The 18,030-nt window shown below is 63.6% G+C and carries 13 protein-coding genes; 6 read left to right on the top strand and 7 right to left on the bottom strand.

The window, feature by feature from the left end; all coding sequences use genetic code 11:
* Window positions 1-47 precede the first annotated feature (47 nt).
* Both FIV42_RS24105 and FIV42_RS24110 read left to right on the top strand, forming a co-directional pair.
* Window positions 48-1,565, top strand: a complete 1,518-nt coding sequence (locus tag FIV42_RS24105; protein WP_141200167.1) for an ATPase domain-containing protein — start codon at window positions 48-50, stop codon at window positions 1,563-1,565.
* Window positions 1,537-3,117 carry a hybrid sensor histidine kinase/response regulator gene (locus FIV42_RS24110; RefSeq protein WP_141200168.1) on the top strand — a complete coding sequence of 527 codons (1,581 nt, stop codon included), beginning with the start codon at window positions 1,537-1,539 and terminating at the stop codon, window positions 3,115-3,117. The genes FIV42_RS24105 and FIV42_RS24110 overlap by 29 nt, the downstream gene beginning before the upstream one ends.
* Here the strand turns inward: FIV42_RS24110 and FIV42_RS24115 are convergent.
* On the bottom strand, window positions 3,114-4,070 hold the full coding sequence (locus FIV42_RS24115) for a hypothetical protein (protein ID WP_141200169.1): 957 nt from the start codon (window positions 4,068-4,070) through the stop codon (window positions 3,114-3,116). The genes FIV42_RS24110 and FIV42_RS24115 overlap by 4 nt on opposite strands.
* 73 nt (window positions 4,071-4,143) lie before the next feature.
* Between FIV42_RS24115 and FIV42_RS24120 the strand changes: the two genes are divergently transcribed.
* Window positions 4,144-5,271 (top strand): protein kinase domain-containing protein, encoded by a 1,128-nt coding sequence (locus FIV42_RS24120; RefSeq protein ID WP_168210908.1) that lies wholly within the window; start codon window positions 4,144-4,146, stop codon window positions 5,269-5,271.
* Between the two features lie 56 nt (window positions 5,272-5,327).
* Window positions 5,328-7,940, top strand: coding sequence for an ATP-dependent Clp protease ATP-binding subunit (locus FIV42_RS24125; RefSeq protein ID WP_141200171.1), 2,613 nt, complete (start codon window positions 5,328-5,330; stop codon window positions 7,938-7,940).
* A 133-nt stretch (window positions 7,941-8,073) separates the two neighbouring features.
* On the opposite strand, the gene FIV42_RS24130 is transcribed toward FIV42_RS24125, so the two are convergent.
* The 6 genes from FIV42_RS24130 to FIV42_RS24155 all read right to left on the bottom strand — a co-directional run bounded on the left by FIV42_RS24130 (window position 8,074) and on the right by FIV42_RS24155 (window position 13,496).
* The gene (locus FIV42_RS24130) at window positions 8,074-9,906 is read right to left on the bottom strand and encodes a matrixin family metalloprotease (protein ID WP_141200172.1); all 1,833 of its coding nucleotides are present in this window, start codon (window positions 9,904-9,906) and stop codon (window positions 8,074-8,076) included.
* On the bottom strand, window positions 9,899-10,507 hold the full coding sequence (locus FIV42_RS24135) for a hypothetical protein (RefSeq protein WP_141200173.1): 609 nt from the start codon (window positions 10,505-10,507) through the stop codon (window positions 9,899-9,901). The genes FIV42_RS24130 and FIV42_RS24135 overlap by 8 nt, the downstream gene beginning before the upstream one ends.
* A 360-nt stretch (window positions 10,508-10,867) precedes the next feature.
* Window positions 10,868-12,043 carry a trypsin-like peptidase domain-containing protein gene (locus FIV42_RS24140; RefSeq protein WP_141200174.1) on the bottom strand — a complete coding sequence of 392 codons (1,176 nt, stop codon included), beginning with the start codon at window positions 12,041-12,043 and terminating at the stop codon, window positions 10,868-10,870.
* Window positions 12,044-12,073: 30 nt separating this feature from the next.
* Window positions 12,074-12,475, bottom strand: a complete 402-nt coding sequence (locus FIV42_RS24145; protein ID WP_141200175.1) for a DUF1844 domain-containing protein — start codon at window positions 12,473-12,475, stop codon at window positions 12,074-12,076.
* A gap of 88 nt (window positions 12,476-12,563) precedes the next feature.
* Complete coding sequence (locus FIV42_RS24150) at window positions 12,564-12,764, bottom strand: hypothetical protein (protein WP_141200176.1); 201 nt, start codon at window positions 12,762-12,764, stop codon at window positions 12,564-12,566.
* Between the two features lie 90 nt (window positions 12,765-12,854).
* On the bottom strand, window positions 12,855-13,496 hold the full coding sequence (locus tag FIV42_RS24155; RefSeq protein ID WP_168210909.1) for a tetratricopeptide repeat protein: 642 nt from the start codon (window positions 13,494-13,496) through the stop codon (window positions 12,855-12,857).
* A 64-nt stretch (window positions 13,497-13,560) separates the two neighbouring features.
* Here FIV42_RS24155 and FIV42_RS24160 point away from each other — a divergent pair, with 64 nt between their 5' ends.
* Window positions 13,561-14,739, top strand: a complete 1,179-nt coding sequence (locus FIV42_RS24160) for an MBL fold metallo-hydrolase (RefSeq protein ID WP_168210910.1) — start codon at window positions 13,561-13,563, stop codon at window positions 14,737-14,739.
* Between the two features lie 256 nt (window positions 14,740-14,995).
* On the top strand, window positions 14,996-17,980 hold the full coding sequence (pruA, locus tag FIV42_RS24165; RefSeq protein ID WP_141200179.1) for an L-glutamate gamma-semialdehyde dehydrogenase: 2,985 nt from the start codon (window positions 14,996-14,998) through the stop codon (window positions 17,978-17,980).
* Window positions 17,981-18,030 lie beyond the last annotated feature (50 nt).

The following is an 18,030-nucleotide window of genomic DNA, read 5'->3' on the forward strand; positions in this document are numbered from 1 at the left end:
TGGCGGGACGGACCGGACGCAGCGAGAATCCGGTCAGGGAGTTTTGAATGATATCGAACTTGGACCAAGAGTTGCTTTCGTCCGGGATCGAGGGACTCGACTCGATCCTGCGTGGCGGATTTCCCCCCAACAATGCCTACCTCGTTAAAGGGCGGCCGGGCACCGGCAAGACCTCGTTGGCGATGCAGTTTCTGCTCGAAGGCGCGCGCCGCGGCGAGTCGGCGCTGTATGTCAGCTTCTCGGAGAGCCGACGCGAGTTGGAGGTGGTGGCCGAGTCGCACGGCTGGGATATCGACTCGATCCGGACCGTCGAACTGGCCAGCAGCATCTCGGAGCGGGCCACTGCGGGATCGAGCATCTTTCACGCCTCCGACGTCGACCTGCCGCAGTCGCTCAATACCATCACCGAGTGCGTGGAGCGCTACGAGCCGACGCGCGTGGCGGTCGACTCCCTCACCGAACTCTACAATATGGCCGAGTCGGAGCGTCATTTCCGACGGGCTCTCTTCCAACTCAAGATTCGCCTGGAGAAGGCGGGCGTGACGACCATCTTCGTGGGCGAGCAGGGGCCGGCGGTCAAGACGGACGCCGAGAGCATCGTCCACGGGATCATCGAGCTGGAACGTGAGACGCCCCACTACGGTCCTCAACGCCGACGTCTGCAGGTCTCGAAGCTGCGCGGCCGCGAGATCGAGACGGGCTTTCACGACTACAAGATCTTGCGCGGTGGATTGGAGGTGTACCCGCGGATTCGACCCAGCGGACAGGGGCGACGAATCGGTGCGGGCGAGCGAGCCAAGAGTGGCATCGAGGCGCTCGATCGTCTGCTCGGCGGCGGGTTCGACCGCGGCTCGACCAGCCTTATCGTCGGCCCCAGCGGAGCAGGAAAGTCGTCGGTGGTCATCCAATATGCCGTGGCCGCGGCCAAGCGCGGTGAGAAGACGGTGATCTATACGTTCGACGAGGACCCGGCGACGATCACACGCCGTGCCGAAAACATGGAAGTTCCGCTCTCCGAGCACCTCGACGCAGGTCTGGTTCGTGTCCAGAGCGTGGACGCGGCCGAAATGTCTCCCGGCCAATTTGCCCACCTGGTGCGTGAGGCCGTCGACGAGGGGGGCGCGCAATTTATCGCCATCGACAGCATCAACGGCTACATGCACGCCATGCCCAGCACCGAGTCGCTGGTGCCTCACCTGCACGATTTACTCACTTTTCTGGGCAATCGGGGCGTCGTAATGATGCTGGTGATGACGCTGGGCGGCCTGTTTCGCGGCACCGAAAAGGAGGCGATGCACCTGAGCTATCTGGCGGACACCGTCTTGCTGCTACGCTACTTCGAGCAACGCGGCGCGGTGCGCAGGGCGATCACGGCGGCCAAGCACGGGACAGGCAATCACGAGAAGCTGATTCGGGAGTTGACTCTCGGAGAGGGCGGCGTCCATATCGGCGAGCCGATCGAAGAATTTTCCGGGGTTCTCGAGCAGACACCCGTCTTCGAAGGTTCTTCCAACGCTTTGAACCGGAGGACCCGGCATGGATATGCCGTCCACGATGATGACTGACGAGCAGGAGGAGTCCCTCAGGGTCCTCTTTCTTCCCGAGAATCCCCACGATGTGACCACCGCCGAGAAAATCTTTGGAGACGCCGACATCGACTTGGCGCCTTGCTCTTCGCTGACGGAGGTACTCTGCAAACTCGACCAGGGCGCCGGGGTGATCTTGGCGACCGAGGAGCAGTTGCTCGACGAGGAACTCGACCGACTCGTCGAACGACTCGAGGCGCAGCCGGCGTGGTCCGACCTGCCGCTGTTGGTGATCACACGCAGCGGCAAGCCCTATCCGGTCTCGCAGCGCCTTGCCGAGGCGGGAAACGTCAGCTTCATCGAACGCCCCATCCATTTCAAACCACTGGTGTCGATCGTTCGGGCGGCGTTGCGCGACCGCCAACGCCAGTACGCGATTCGCCGCTCGCTGGCCAATCGCGACCGCTTCTTGGCCATGCTCGGTCACGAACTGCGCAATCCGCTGGCCGCCATCATTTTCGGCGTCGACCAACTCGAAACCGACGCCGATGGTTCGGCCCGCGAGATCATTCGTCGCCAGAGCGCCAACCTGGAGCGCATCGTCGATGATCTGCTCGACGTCAGCCGCATCAGCCGTGGCGCGCTGTCGTTCGACAAGGAGCGGGTCGACTTGGCCCAGCTGACGCGCGAGACGGTCAGCGCCTTCGAAAACATCGCTGCCGACGAGGGCGTCGAGATGACCCTCGAAGTGGAAGACGACGCACCGCATTGGGTCTACGGCGACGCCGTGCGGCTCGAGCAGATGTTCGGAAACCTTCTCAAAAACGCGGTACGCTACACCCCGGAACATGGCCGCGTCGACGTCTCGGTGAGCCGAGAGGCTGACGAGGTGGTCGTCAGAGTGACCGACAACGGCATCGGCATCCCCGAAGAAATGCTCCAGAACATCTTCGAACTCTTCTCGCAAGCGCATGTCGACTTCAGTCGTCGCGAAGGGGGGCTCGGCCTTGGATTGAGCCTGGCGCACAGCATCGTCGAGAGCCACGGCGGAGACATCGTCGCCAGGAGCGACGGCAAGGGCGAGGGGAGTGTGTTCGAGGTGCGACTGCCTGCCGAGGAGACGACCGCCTCGCAGGGACCAGAAGGCGGCTCCGAGGCGCATGAGCCGGAACGTCCCGACGACCAAGCTCCCTCGAAAGACGAGAGAGCCGAGGGCCTGCGCCTGTTGGTCGTCGAAGATGTCGATGATGTGCGCGAGCCATTTTGTGAGATGTTGCGCCTGCGTGGCTACGAGGCGGACGAGGCCGCCACCGGGCAGGCGGGGATCGACGCGGCACACGAGCACTCCTATGACGTGGTGCTCCTCGATATCGGGCTTCCCGACCTCGACGGCTTTGAGGTCGCGCAGACCATGCGTGCAGATGGCTACGAGGGACTACTCGTGGCGTTGACCGGCTACAGCAGCGAGGAGGACCGTCAGCGCGCCGACGCAGCTGGGTTCGACACCTTGTTGACCAAGCCGGTCAGCTTTCACAAGCTCGAGGAAGCGATCGCGACCGTCCAAACCGGTTGGTCGTCCCCGCCTAGTTAGTTGTCGGACGACGAGTCATCGCTCTTCTTCGCGTCTGCACCGTTGCGCTGCATACGATACACTGGGGCGGGACGTCGCTCGGTAGTGATCCAGATGGTATTGCCGCCGCGGCCGTAGCCGAGCGTTTCGCTCTGGATCATAAACGGCGGGTTGCTCACGACAGGCTTTGTCTTGACGGCGCTTTCGAAGTCGGCCGCGTCCTCTCCCACGCAGAACGTATACGCTGCCAGGTAAGTGCGCACGGTGAACTCGGAGCCATCGGGAGCGATGTCGCCGGCGGTGATCATCTTGCCGAATCCGCTCTGCGCGCCGAAGCGCAACTGGCCCACTTCCACGGCGAGCACCGGCTTTTTTGGTGGGTGGGCCTTGTTGGCGATGCGATAGACACCGGCGTCACGCTCGGCGGTCTTTTCGACCACATAGATTTTGGCCGACTTGGGATGGACCATCACCGTCTCGGCGTCGCGCGCGCCTCCCGGGTAGGTGAACCAGTTCGCCGTGACATCCTCGACGGTGATGTCGGCGGGACGCTCGTCGCCCAGCGCAGGCTCGGCGAAGCGGTAGATGGCGACCTTTTTGCGTTTGGCGCGATTGTCGCCGATATCAGCGACATACACACACGACTCCTCGGACCCCTTGTCGCAGGGGCCGACCGCGACGTCTTCCCAATCCCGCGCGTCGACGCCGGCCAGGGTGACCGTGGCGACATGGGCGCCGTCTTCGGCCATCAGAAAGAGGCGAGGTTTGTCGCCCGAGTCGTTGTGGAGCCAGTAGAGGCCCTCGTGGCGCCAACTCGCCGCCAGCCCCGAGGCTTCATCGATCGCGTCGTGCTCGACATTGCCCGTGTGTTTCGTCTGGCCGAAACCCACGCAAGTCTGAGCGTGGGCGCGCTCGCCCTGAACGAAGACCGCCAGAAATGCGGCGGCGACGATGATCGTTCTCAATTGGACCACGGGGTTTACTCATGTCTTGTTTGAGACTAGTTTGCCTGCCGAACGTACTCACGATCTTTTGCAGTATAAGCCGATGGCAGACGACAACTATCTTGTCGACGCACAAAGCGGTGAGCAGCGATTTCGGCTGCGCCGCATGCTCGCGACAGGGCGAAGCTACCAGATCGTCCTCGCCGAAGACACCGCCTCGAACGGGCGGCTGGTCTGCGCGAAGGCCGATTTATACGACGCCGACCGCCTCGACGACCGCGACTATGTCGCCGGGCGTCACGAAGCTTTGGAAAGCGAGTGGCAGTTTCTACAACACCTCGACAGCGACTTGCTTCCCGAGCCGGTGGCGTTTTTCCGCGCCTCGAATGCCGAGGCCGACTTCGAGGACGAGCCGGTGCTCGTCTACGAGTATATCGAGGGCAAGACGCTCTTTGAATGGGTCGAAGCGGAGCACGACGAGGGGCTCGCGCCGGAGGCTGCGCTTGGAATTTTGCGCGATCTCGTGCAGTTTCTAATCTCCGTGCACGCCGCAGGCTACATTTATCGCGATCTCGACCCGCGACACCTCATCGTCGATGACGAGGGGACGCTTTGCGGGGTGGTCGGTTTTGGCAACGTCGCCGAGAAAGGCGAGCGCCCGAACGTGGCCAAGATGGAGTATGCCGACGCGCCCTACGTAGCGCCCGAGGCGCGCGCTGAGCGCTCGGGCAAGATGCTGCGCCCGGCAGCCGACGCCTACGCGCTGGGCGCGCTCATGAGCTTCATGCTCACCGGCGAAGAGCCGCGCAAGGTGGTCGAAAACCCGCTCAACTGGGAGTCTTACGACCGGTTGAGCAACCTCGAGCCGCCCGGCCTCGCGCTGCTGGTCGCTCGGCTCATCCAGCCGCTGGCTAAAAAGCGTTTCGGACGCTTGGAGCGCCTGCAGCCGTTTTTGACGATGGAGGGCCTGCCGACCACCAAGACGAAAGGCTTCGGCATGATGCTCCTGCCCGCGCCATTTTCGGGGGTCGAAGATCCCGAGAAGAATCGGGCTCTCAAGAGCAAGCTTTCGTCGGGCCCGCTGATCAGCGTCGAGGACGAGGCGCCCGTGAGTCGGTCGCACGGTGAAGCCGCGATGGACGACGACGGTATGCCGCGCTCTTGGCTTATCGGTGCGGTGATCATGGCACTAGTGACTGTAGCTGTATTGATTTCAATGGGCGTCATCTGAACCACGACCCCGAGACTCCGAGACCCCACGACACGACTTTAAGCTCCCGAGACCTCATGCCTACCAAGTTCGACCTGTCCAAATTCACCAGCAAAGCCAGAAAGGCGATGGCGCGCGCCCAAGAGCTCGCCGCCGACCTGGAGCACCGTCACGTCGAGATCGAGCACACGCTCATCGCCATGCTCGAGCAGGACGACAGCAGCGTCGATACCGTGCTCCAAAAGATCGGCGTCGATACCAAGGCGCTGGGCCGAAAGCTCATCGAGGAGCTCGAGCTTCTGCCCAAGAATTACAAGCGCGGCCAAAAGCAGGTATTTGTGGGTAAGTCGCTCTTGAGCGCACTCGAGGACGCGGGCGATGAGTCCAAGCAGGCTGGCGACAAATTCGTCAACACCGAGCATCTTCTGCTCTCCTTTGCCAAGGAGAAGAAGAGCTATGCCGGCCGCCAACTTCGCGACATGGGCGCGACGCCGCAGAAGATTCGTGAGACCCTCGAGGAGGGCCACGGCGGCAAGAAGGTCGAGGAGCCGACCGGGCAGGTCTCCGAAATCTTGAGCAAGTTCGCCGAAGACCTCACCGCGCTGGCCAAAGACAACCAGCTCGACCCGGTCATCGGTCGCGACGCCGAGATTCGCCGCGTCATGCAGGTGTTGACCCGGCGCACCAAGAACAACCCGGTGCTTATCGGCGAGCCGGGCGTCGGCAAGACGGCCATCGTCGAGGCGCTCGCCCAGCGCATGGTCGCAGGCGACGTGCCCACGGGGCTCAAAGGCAAGCGCATCATGAGCCTCGACGTGGGCTCGCTGGTCGCCGGCACCAGCCTGCGCGGCCAGTTCGAAGAGCGCATGAAGGCGGTCATCAACGAGGTCGTGCAGAGCCGCGGCAAGATCATTCTGTTCATCGACGAGCTCCAGCAGATCGTCTGCGCCGGCGGTGAGGGCGCGACCAACGCCGCCAACCTGCTCAAGCCGGCCATGGCGCGCGGCGAGCTGAGCATCATCGGCACGACCACCCTCGACGAGTACCGCGAGTATATCGAGGAAGACGCCGCGCTCGAGCGCCGCTTCCAGTCGATTCTGGTCGAAGAGGTCTCCGTCGAGGGTTGCGTCTCCATCCTGCGCGGCATCAAGCAGCAGTACGAGATTCACCACGGCGTGCAGATTCGCGACCAGGCGCTGGTGGCCGCAGCCGAGGCGACCGACCGCTACGTGACCGACCGGGCGCTTCCCGACAAGGCGATCGACGCCATCGACGAGGCGTGCAGCCGACTTCGCCTCGAAATCGACTCCAAGCCGACCGAGCTCGACTCGGTGGAGCGCAAGATTCAGAAGCTGCAGATGGAGCGCCAGTCGTTGGCCGACGCCACCGACTCGGAGACCGTCGAGGCGCGCGAAGGCTTGGAAAACCAGATCGAGAGCCTCGAAGAGGAGGCCTCTCGGCTGCGCGTGCGCTGGGAGCTCGAAAAAGAGGCCCTCGACGAGCTCACGCACACCAAAGAGGAGCTCGAGGCGACCGAGAAAGCGATCGCCGAGGCCGAGCGCGAGGGAGACCTGGGCCGCGCTGCCGAGCTCAAGTACAGCGCGGTGCCTCGCATCGAAAAGGAGATCTCCAAGGCCGAGCAAAAGCTCGACGAGATCCACGAAGACGAGCGTCTGCTCAAAGATTATGTCGACGAGCAGGATATCGCCCACGTCATCGCCAGCTGGACGGGTATCCCGACGACCAAGATGCTCGAGTCGGAGCGCGAGAAGCTCTTGAAGATGCCCGACCGCCTGCGCCAGCGCGTGGTCGGCCAGGACCACGCCATCGAGGCGATCGCCAAGGCCATCTGGCGCTCGCGCGCCGGGCTCAAGGAGCCGGGGCGTCCCATCGGCAACTTCATGTTCGTTGGGCCCACCGGCGTCGGTAAGACCGAGCTGGCCAAGGCCCTGAGCGAGTTCCTATTCGACAGCGAGGAGTCGCTCATTCGCATCGACATGAGCGAGTATATGGAGCAATCGAAGGTCAACACCCTCATCGGCTCGGCGCGCGGCTATGTGGGCAGCCAAGAGGGCGGTGTGCTGACCGAGGCTGTGCGCCTCAAGCCGTACAGCGTCGTGCTGTTCGACGAGGCCGAGAAGGCCCACCCCGACGTCTTCAACATCCTATTGCAGGTCATGGACGAGGGCCGTCTGACCGACAGCCAGGGCCGCACGATCGACTTCTCGAACACGCTGGTCATCCTGACGTCGAACGTCGGAAGCCGTCGCATCATGGACCTGTCCGGCGAGGTCGACCAGGAGGAGATGACCGACGAGGTCGAGAATATCCTCAAAGACTACTTCAAGCCCGAGTTCCTCAACCGCCTCGACGCGCCGATTGTCTTCCAGGCGCTCAGCCGCGAGGCGATTCGCCTCATCGTCGACATCCAGGAGCGCAGCCTGCGCAAGCTTCTGGCGCACCAGAAGATTTCCATCGAGCTGACCGACGCCACGCGCGACTTTTTGGCCGAGGTTGGCTACGAGCCCGAGTACGGCGCCCGTCCGCTCAAGCGCGCGATCGGCACCTACATTCAAGACCCGCTGTCGGTCGAGATTCTCGAGGGACGCTTTGGCGAGGGCGACCATGTGGTCGTCGAGGTCGCCGAGAACGGCGAGGAGTTGGCGTTCAGCAAGGGGGCGCCGAATTGATTTGGGAAGGGGGACTAGGGGTGACTAAGGGTTACTGGGGGTGACTAAGGGTGACTAAGGGTTACGAAGGGTAACTAAGGCAGCGCGTTTGGTGGCGGCTGCCTTAGTTACCCTTAGTTGCTTTTAGTTCCCCTTAGTTCCCCTTAGTTCCCCTTCGACGACGACGCCACAGGGCGCCGAGGCCGAAGGCCGCCAGGAGCATCAGGCTTCCGGGAGCGCCGCTGCCCGGTGCGATCGTCGAGCAGGTCGACTCTTCGGCGTTTTGCGCGCTGTCGTTGCGCTCGACGACGATGCCGCCGTCGGAGCCACTACCGCTTCCGCCACCACCGGTGCCTCCACCGCCGCCGGTACCGGCGTCGTCGAAGCCGGCGTCAGCGCCGCCACCACCGCCGCCGGTGTCGCCACCGGAGGAGGTGCCGTCGTCGACGCACTGGCCGTTCTGGCAGACCTGGCCGGAGCCGCAGGTGACGCCGTCACACGGGTCACCGGTGCTGCTCCCCGGCACGCACGCCTTCTGGCCGCCCGACACGCTCACGCACAGACCACCGTCGCCGCAGTCGGCGTCGGTGCTGCACATGCACGAGCAGATGCTGCCGCCGTCGGACATCGTCAGGCACACGTCGTTGTCGGCGGTGCACTGCGAGAAGTCCTGGGTGTTGGGGTCGCAACTGTTGCCCAGGCCGCCACACGCGCCGGTCGCGCCGCCACCGCCGCCGCCGGTCGAGCCGTCGCCGCCTTGACAGGTGTAGTTGGACGGGCAGACCGAGCCATTGGCTGCGTCGGGGTTCAGGCACAGGTTGTGGACGTCGGCGCAGATGGACACGCCGTTTCCGTACGACTGGCACATCTGGTTCGAGCCGCAGTCACTGTCGGAGCTGCACGGGCTGGCGCAAACGCCGCCGCTTTGGGTCTGGTAGCACTGGTCGCCCGAGGTGCAGTCGGTGCTCGAGGAGCACGAGCCGCTGGTGGCCGGCGCGGGGACCTGGAAGCACTGCGAGTCGCCGGGGCAGGCGCCGCCTTCGCCGCAGTTGGTGATGCACTTCGAGCCGCTGCCCAGGTCGGCGCAGAAGCCGTTGGCGCCGCAGTCGGCTTGCGAGGTGCACGAGCGGCACACCGGGCAAGACGAGACGCACTGGCCGTTGGCGTCACAGATATACCCGTCGTCGCAGTCGGCGTCGCTCGAGCAGGTCGGAATCTGGCAGTCACCCGTCGAGGTGTTGCACTCTTTGCCCGCCGGGCAGTCGCTGTTACTCGTGCAGGGAGCCTCTTCGCAGGTGCCGCCGTTACAGACCTGGTTCGGGCCGCAATCGGAGTCCTGTGAGCAGGAGCACGAGCCCGGATACAGCGAGCAGACGCCGGCCGTGTCGTCCTGGGAGAGCGAGCGGGCGCCGGTGCCGCCGGTGTAGGCGGCATACATCGTCGCGTCTTGGTACTGGCTGTGGCCCAAGCCCAAGTTGTGGCCGATCTCGTGGGTGGCGATGGCTTGCAGGTCGGTGCAGCGGTTGCCGCTGGTGCAGAACTGGAAGCCCACGCCGTTGAACAGAATCGGGGCGTTGGCGATCTCGCAGTTGCTGTAGACCGAGCTGAGCGTGACCGCGATGGTCTGGTTGACGTTGCCCATCTGGGTGGGCCAGCTGCTCTCTTCCCAGGAGAGCACGACGTTGCCGCCGCGGCTCAGCGCGGTCTCGCTGGTGGTCCCGCGGTAATTGGCCGAGAACGACGAGCAACACGGCTCGCCCCATTCGGCCCAGGAGTCTTCGATGATCGTCTGCAAGGAGCTCATCGGCACATCGGCCGAGCCGTTCTGGTTAATCCAGTAGTCGAGCGGCTGGTTGGCCGAGCTCCAGCGTGCGCCGTTGGGGCACTGCGAGGAGTTGATGAACTGGTAGCCAAAGGCGTTGCTCGACAGGAGCATGCCGAAGGCGACAATGAGCAGGGCGAAAAGCTTGATGCCTGTCTTATTCATTGGTGCCTCCTTTGATGCCCTGGACCAAAGCCTCGAGCTCGGCGACAAAGGAGACGAACGAACGCGTCTCGCCGGGCAGGTGGCCCAGCTTCTGCTGGCCGTTCTGCTCCAACATGAAGGTGATGTCGCTCAAGTCGCGCGACACCAGCTTGCCCTCGTTGGTCTTCTCCACCGAGAACTTCGCCTGGCCCAGCGCCGACAACGCCACCACATCCTTGCCTTTGTGCAAGAAGACGACGACCTCTTCGCCAACTTCGAAGCGCGCGTCACCAGGGATGTAATGGGTAGTGCCCTGGTAGGTGCCGCCCCATTGCTGGATGGTCACCTTCTCGCCGACTTTGCCCCAGAAGGCGCGGTTGACGCCGAAGGTGGTGTCGGTGACGACGCGGTCTTGTTCGGTGTCGAAATAGGTCTTCTGCTCGACGACCTCCGCATGGATGATGATATCGGAGATCTCGATGAGTCGGTCGACGTCGGCGTATTTCATCACGGTGGCCGACGCGCTCGACACGAAGAGTCCCACGCTCAACACGGTGGCAATTAGCGACAGCCAGACGATTCGCATCGCCGACTGCCGGACCTTTGGCAAAAGTTCTCGCATTATCTCCTCCAGCTCACGCAATCTTGCAATGAGTAAAACCTCTTAGTGTGTCAGGCGTCGTGGTGCGGTGTTCGCCTGATAACAGTACCACAGGAGGAAGCAAGATCCATTCCGCAGGTTTTCGATAGGATTCTAACACCGCGCTGAGGAGGGCTTCGGGGGGGCGTGAAAATCGTGACGTTGGGCGTGGGTGGTGGCCTTGCAGAGTCGTGGCGCCTGCTATTTGTACATTTAAAGATTTCGGGGCTGCGTATCGTCCACTGGTCGCAATTCGCAACCCCAAAATCCTTAATTGCCCAATTAGAAGGCGCCGCGCACCTGCAAGGCAACAGTTCTTGCCAGATCGAACCGAGATTCAACTCAGTCGGGCAGGGCGCCCAGGGTGAGCTCGGTCTTCATGCGCTTGTCGCCGCGCTGCAGGTCGACGACCACGGTGCGGCCGATGCCCAGGTTGCTAGCCAACCAGGTCAGGTGGCCGGCGTCGTCGATCGCCTTGCCGTCGACGGCCATGATGATGTCGCCACGCTGCAGCTTGGCCTTTTCGGCCGGGCCGCCCGGGACCACGCGGGTGACGAGCGCGCCGCCGTCCCCTTTGCTCAGCCCCAGTTCTCTACGCACCGCACCGGGAATCTCGCCGATGTAGATGCCCAGCCAACTGCGCTCGACGCGGCCCTTCTTTTTGAGTTGGGGCAAGATGTCCTGGGCCATGTTGATGGGAATGGCGAACCCGATCCCCTGGCCCTCGGCGCTGATGGCGGTGTTGATGCCCACGACTTCTCCGTCGGTGTTGATGAGCGGGCCTCCGGAGTTTCCGGGGTTGATGGAGGCGTCGGTCTGGATGAAGTCTTGGTAGCGCATCTCCTCGCTGATGGGGATGCCCTTGCGGCCGATGGCGCTGGCGATGCCCGCGGTGACCGTGCTGGCCAGCCCCAAGGGGTTGCCGATGGCGACGACCCAGTCGCCTACCCGAAGCTTGTGCGCGTCGCCCAATTCGATGACCGGCAAATCCTTGCCTTTTTTGATGCGCAACAGGGCCACGTCGGTCTTGGGGTCGGCGCCGATGAGTTCGGCCTCGAAGAAACGCTCGTCGAGCAGACGCACCCCGATTTCGGTGGCGTTGTCGACCACGTGGAAGTTGGTCAGAACGTGGCCCTCTTTGTCGATGATAAAGCCCGAGCCGAGGCTCTCGGCGACGCGACGCTGGGGGACGATGCCGCGGCGGGTGAAGGGGGAGATGCGGCTGCGGGTGACGACTTGCTTGCGAGTGTAGATGTTGACGACCGCCGGGCGGACCTTGGCGACGATGTCGGCAAAGCTGGCGGGTCGGGTGGGGGATGCCGCCGGGGCAGGCGGGGTCGGCTGGGGCTTCTTGCTCGCTGTGTCGGCCTTGCTGGCCTCGCCTGCCGCCTTTGTCGCCTCGGGCGCCTCACGGTTGGGCTCGGAGTGCGCCTCGGGAGGCGCCTCACAGCCTGCGGTGAGCAGCAACGCGAACACAACGACGAGAGGAGCTCTCGACAGCAAGTTCCCCAGCGGCATCACATCACTCCGATCAGCTTCTCAGTTCTTTCAGTTCTTGGCCTTCTTTTCGGCCACAAAAGCACTTCGCAAATCGTACAACAGGCTCTCGAGCAGCTTTTGTTCCTCGTTGTCGAGGTTGCCGGCGGTCTTCTCCTGGAGCATCTCGAGGATGTCGATGGTGTGCCGCGCGGCGGTCAAATCTTTGGTGAGGCCGCCCGTCTCGGGGTGCTCGACGCGCCCCAGGTTGATCATGCAGTTGGTGCCCAAGCTGACGATGAAGCTGCCGAAGTCGGCGGGGACTTCCAGGTGCTCGTCGCCGATGGCGGGAGGATCGTCAGTATCTTGGTCCCGCGAGGGGATATAGACCCCGGCGTTGCCGCCGAGGACCGTCCCCTCGGGTTCTCCATTCGAGTGGCCGTTGGATTTCGTTTCCGATGCGTCGTCGCTCATAATGCAATACTCCGTGCCTGTCTAAGGTGACTGGTTGGGTTGGACGCGGGGTCGAGGACGACGGTGCGGCAAACTCGAAGTGAGTCGCTTATTCTTCGCCTTCGTCCTCTTCCTCTTCGTCTTCCTCGAGCACGCCTTCTTCGAATTCGGCTTCCATCGACTCGGCGTTGTCAGCCGAATCGTCGAGGCTCTCGAGGTACTCGTGGTACTCTTCGCGGGTGATCAGACCTTTTTCGATGTTGCGCTCGACGGTGCGTACGTCGAACAAGCGTTCTTTGTCGATGGCCATGGTACTTCTCCAATTGTCTATGACGGATAACGTGCGTGCGAATTTGCAGATGTCAAAGCGCCCCCAAATATACGCAGAGACGTCTTAAATTCAACACTCGGCGAGCGCGCGCTCGATACGTTGTTTTTGGGAGCCGCGGGCGCGCTCGCGTTCCTGCTCGAGAAAGCCGCGCGCCTGGTCGACCTGCTTGCCCTGGCGCAGGTTGATCAGCGCCAGTTGAGTCTTGGCCGAGTGGCGGTAGGGGGAGTTGGCGCGCAGCGCCTTGTAAATCTGCTCGGCGTCTTCGTATTTACCCAGCTCGTACTTGATGTTGGCCAGGTTGAAGAAAAGCTTGTCCTTTTGGGCGGCCGGGGCGCGGTCGATGGCCCGCTCGAGGGCGTGCTCGGCCTCGCGGTACTTGCCCATGGCCGAGTAAACCAGCCCGAGCTTGCCCAGCATCTCGGCCTGCGGGCCGAACTTTCGCAAAAACCACTGGTCGCGGTAATACTCGAGCAGCCCCTTGTGGTCGCCTTTCTGAAAGCGGTAGGCGAATTCCTTCTCGAACTGCGTCCAGCGCTTGCGCAAATACTTGGGGTACAGGATGTAGTAAAGCGGGATCCACAGGGTGAACACGGCCAGCACCCAGATGGGGGCGCCGAAGCCGAACCGCAGGATAAACATCGCCAAGAGGCTCAGCGGGATAAGTCCGCGTCGCCACTCGATTTTCAGTCCGCCTTTTTTGCTGCTTGCCATGCCCACACTCCCTGTTAAGGGCATTGTACCCAAACCCAGGCTTGCGACCAAACGTCGAATCGTCATGAGTGAAATCTCCTTTGAAGCCGCCTGCGGCGCGGCCGAATTGACCGCCAACGCCTACCTCGTGCAGGCCCACGGGGTTCGATTGTTGCTCGACGCCGGCGCGCGCCAAAACCGCGCGCCCGCCTGGCTCGATGCCCTGGAGGCGCCCGACGCCTGCTGGCTGAGCCACGCCCATTGGGATCACCTGGGCGCGCTCGGCCCGCTCAAGGCACGCTGGCCCCGGCTCACCTGCCTGGCGACCTCTCAAACGCGCCGGCTCGCCCGCCACGCGCTCGCGCTGGGCGGGTTGGACGGCGATCGAGCCTCCGCGTTGGCCTCGCAGCTACAATCGGTTCCAGAGCGCCAATATTTCGAGCTCTCCACCTATGCAGACAACCCCGCCGCCCAGAAGTTCCGCGCGATGGTCTTCGAAGCCGGCCACATCCCCGGCGCCGGGATGCTGCTCGTCGAGGTCGATGTCGGCCAGGAACGTCCCTTTCGAATCCTCTACACCTCCGACTTCTGCGGCCACGACCAACCCGGCGTGCCCGGCGCGCTCTTCCCGCGCACCGGCCAGGCCTTCCCCATCGACGTGATGGTCATGGAGGGCGTGCTCGCCACGCGCAAGGAGTACGACGAGGTGTCGTATGCCGACGAGTGGGCGCGCTTTCAGCAGTGGACAGCCAACCGCACGGGCGGAGCGTTGGTGGCCGTGTCGACCCTCGGCGAGGCTGCGCAGGTGGTCTCCGGCCTGGTCGAGGCGGGCGAGCGCCCGGTGGTGCATCGGATGCTCGAGCCGGTGGTGGGCAAGCTCGTCGACAAGCAATCCGTCGAGTTCGGCGACGAGACCCATGCCCGGCGCGCCCTCGGTCTGGGCAAGGTCGTCGTCGCCCCCGGCGAAGGGCTACAAAGGTCGACGCCCGCAGGAAGGCTGGCCGACGCGGCAGGCGCCGTTGCGGTGCTCAACCGTAAGCCTCGCCGCAAGGCGGCCGCGCCCAGCGAGCGTTTCCTGCTGGGCAACCACGCCCCACGCGGCCAACTCGTCGGTGCGGTCAACGCGGTGAATCCATCGAAGGTCATTCTCGTGCACGGGCACAAGTCGCAGCTCTTTTCGCTGAAGAGGGCGATCGAGAAGAGCGGGTATGCCGGTGAGGTGCTGATTCCGAAGACGGGGGAGACGGTACCATTGTCGAGCTGACCCGCATGAAACGGGCCTCGTCGGGGAACCTGGTTCCCGATCTGGACGAGTGGGGAGGGCGGGCGCGGGTTCATGTTGCCCGGCGTCGCACACCTACCCACACGACTCCGGTGGATGACACGGTGCGTCAATATTTTCAGGGGTTTACGCGCCCAAATGCGATCTGCTAAGCATCGGTCGGTCACGGAACGATCAAGGCCGTTGGATCGTTTTCTGGGTGACCACGGATGATCCATTTTCCCCGACGGAGTGATCCATGGCGCGCGCCTCCGAAAAACAGATAAAAAAGCTAGGTGAAGAGATCTTCAGCCGCATGAAGGGCGAGAAGCCCTCAGTCTTCAAAAAGGACTGGTGGAGCGGCAAGATGATGGACTGGTCGATGAAGGACGAGGCCTTCAAGGTCGAGATGTTCCGCTTTGTCGACGTCTTCCCCACCCTCAAAGATCACGTGCAGGTCGCCGAGCATCTGCAGGAGTACTTCTGCCGGCCCGGCCAAGATTTTCCCTCGTCGTTCCAGTGGGGCCTGTCGAAGGTCAAGCCCGATAGCTGGGTGGCCAAAAAGGCTGCCGGCCAGATCGAGAAGCAGATCCACGGGATGGCCTCGAAGTTCATCGCCGGCACCGACGCCTCCGAGGCGATCGGGGGGCTGCGCGAGATGTGGGACTCGGGGCTGTGCTTCACCCTCGACCTTCTGGGCGAGGCGACCGTCAGCGAAAAGGAGGCCCACGACTACCTCGAGCGCTACAACGAGATCCTCGACACGCTCATCGCCGAGACGGCGGGTTGGCCAGAGCAGCCGGCGCTCGAAAAGTCCGCCTGGGGGCGCATCCCGCGGGTCAACGTGTCGGTCAAGATCTCGAGCCTGTATAGCCAGCTCGACGCCATCGACTTCGACGGCAGCATCGAGGCGACCAAAGAGCGGCTGCGCCCCCTGTTCCGCAAGGCCAAAGAGCACGGCGCGTTCATCAACATCGACATGGAGTCGTACAAGCACAAAGACTTGACGATCGCCATCTTCAAGAGCCTGCTCGAGGAGCCCGAGTTCGCCGATTTCGAGCACGCCGGCATCGTCATGCAGGCGTATCTCAAAGACGCCGAAGACGACGTCAAAGCGCTGTGCAAGTGGGCCAAAAAGCGCAAGACCCCCATCACGGTGCGTCTGGTCAAGGGCGCGTACTGGGATTACGAGACGATCCACAGCCAGCAGGAGGGCTGGGAGAACCCGGTCTTCTCCAAAAAGTGGCAGACCGACCAGTCCTACGAGAATTGCACCGAGATACTGCTCGACTACCACAAGTATATTCGCACCGCGATCGGCTCGCACAACGTGCGAAGCATCGCCCACGCGATGGCCTACGCCGACGCCAAGCGCCTGGACAAGTCGGCCATCGAGTTCCAGATGCTCTACGGCATGGCCGAGCCGATGAAGGCGGCCGTCAGCTCCATGGGCTACCGCCTTCGCGACTACGTGCCCATCGGCGAGATCATCCCGGGGATGGCGTATCTGGTGCGCAGGCTTCTGGAGAACACCTCCAACGAGTCGTGGCTCAAGATGTCGTTTGCCGACGGCAAGAGCATCGACGAGCTCTTGTCGGCTCCCGAGCCGCCAGAGGGACAAGTCGCGGCCGATGGCGGCGCGCCGCCGCACAAGCAGCCCATCACCGAGCACGGCTTCCGCAACGAGCCGATGCGCGACTTCGCCCACGCCTCCGACCGCGAGCGCTTCCAGGGCGCGCTCGAGACGGTGCGCGGCCGGTTGGGCATGGAGTACCCGCTGGTCATCAACAACGAGGACGTGGCGACGAGTCGCTCGATGAAGAGCGTCAACCCGAGCCGCACCGACCAGCTCGTGGGCACCGTGGCCGTGGCCGATATCGAGCACGCCGACCAGGCGATTCGCGCCGCCTGGGCGGCCAAGGATGCCTGGGCGGACACCGACCCCTCCGAGCGCGCCGAGTACCTGTTCAAGCTCGCCGACAAGATGCGCGAGTGGCGTGACGAGTTGGCCGGCTGGATGGTCTTCGAGGTGGGCAAGAATTGGCGCGAGGCGGACGCCGACGTCTGCGAGGCGATCGACTTCTGCGAGTACTACGGCCGCGAGATGAAGCGTCTGGCAGAGCCGCAGCGCCTGGGGCATATCCCCGGCGAGCTCAACCTGATGTGGTACCAGCCGCGCGGCGTGGCCGCGATCATCGCGCCGTGGAACTTCCCGCTGGCGATCCTCACCGGCATGACCGTCGCCGCGGCGGTCACGGGCAACACCGTCATCATGAAGCCGGCGGAGCAGTCCTCGGTCATCGCCGCCAAGCTCATGGAGCTTTGCCGCTCGGTGGGCTTTCCGCCCGGCGTCATCAACTACCTGCCCGGCATCGGCGAAGAGGTCGGCGAGCACCTCGTGCAGAGCCCGTACACCCACATCATCGCCTTTACGGGGAGCATGCAGGTGGGCCTCGATATCATCCGCAAGGCGGGCGATACCGACCCGACGAAGCAGCAGCGCGTCAAGAAGGTCGTCTGCGAGATGGGCGGCAAAAACGCCATCATCGTCGACGCCGACGCCGACCTCGACGAGGCCGTCCAGGGCGTCATCCAGTCGGCGTTCGGCTTCCAGGGCCAGAAGTGCTCGGCGTGCAGCCGCGCTATCGTGCTCGCCTCGTGCTACGACGAGTTCAAAGAGCGCGTGGTCGAGGCGACGCGAAGCCTGGTCATCGGCCCGTCCGACGATCCGGCCAACCGCATCGGCCCGGTCGTCGACGGGGATGCCTGCAACAAGATCAACTCGTATATCGAGATCGGGCGCCAGGAAGGCGACCTGCTCATCAGCCGCGAGGTGCCCGAGGGGGGTTGCTTCGTGGGTCCGACGGTCGTCGAGGGCATCACCCCCGAGCATCGCCTCGCCCATGAGGAGATCTTCGGTCCGGTGCTCGCCCTGATGAAGGCCGAGGACTTCGACGAAGCCCTCGAGATCGCCAACGGCACGCGCTACGCGCTCACCGGCGGCGTCTACAGCCGAAGCCCGATGAATATCGAGAAGGCCCGCGCGCAGTTCAAAGTGGGCAACCTCTACATCAACCAGAAGTGCACCGGCGCGCTGGTCTATCGCCAGCCGTTCGGCGGCTTCAAGATGTCGGGCGTGGGCTCGAAGGCGGGCGGGCCCGATTACCTGCTCCAGTTCATGGAGCCGCGGGCGGTGACCGAGAACACGATGCGTCGTGGCTTTGCGCCCGACGAGTTGCTCTGAGCGCCTGACGGCGCGGGCGTGATTATTGTTGGCCCTGTGGGAGTGGGATG

Source organism: Persicimonas caeni (assembly GCF_006517175.1).
In the GTDB taxonomy this organism is placed as follows: domain Bacteria; phylum Myxococcota_A; class Bradymonadia; order Bradymonadales; family Bradymonadaceae; genus Persicimonas; species Persicimonas caeni.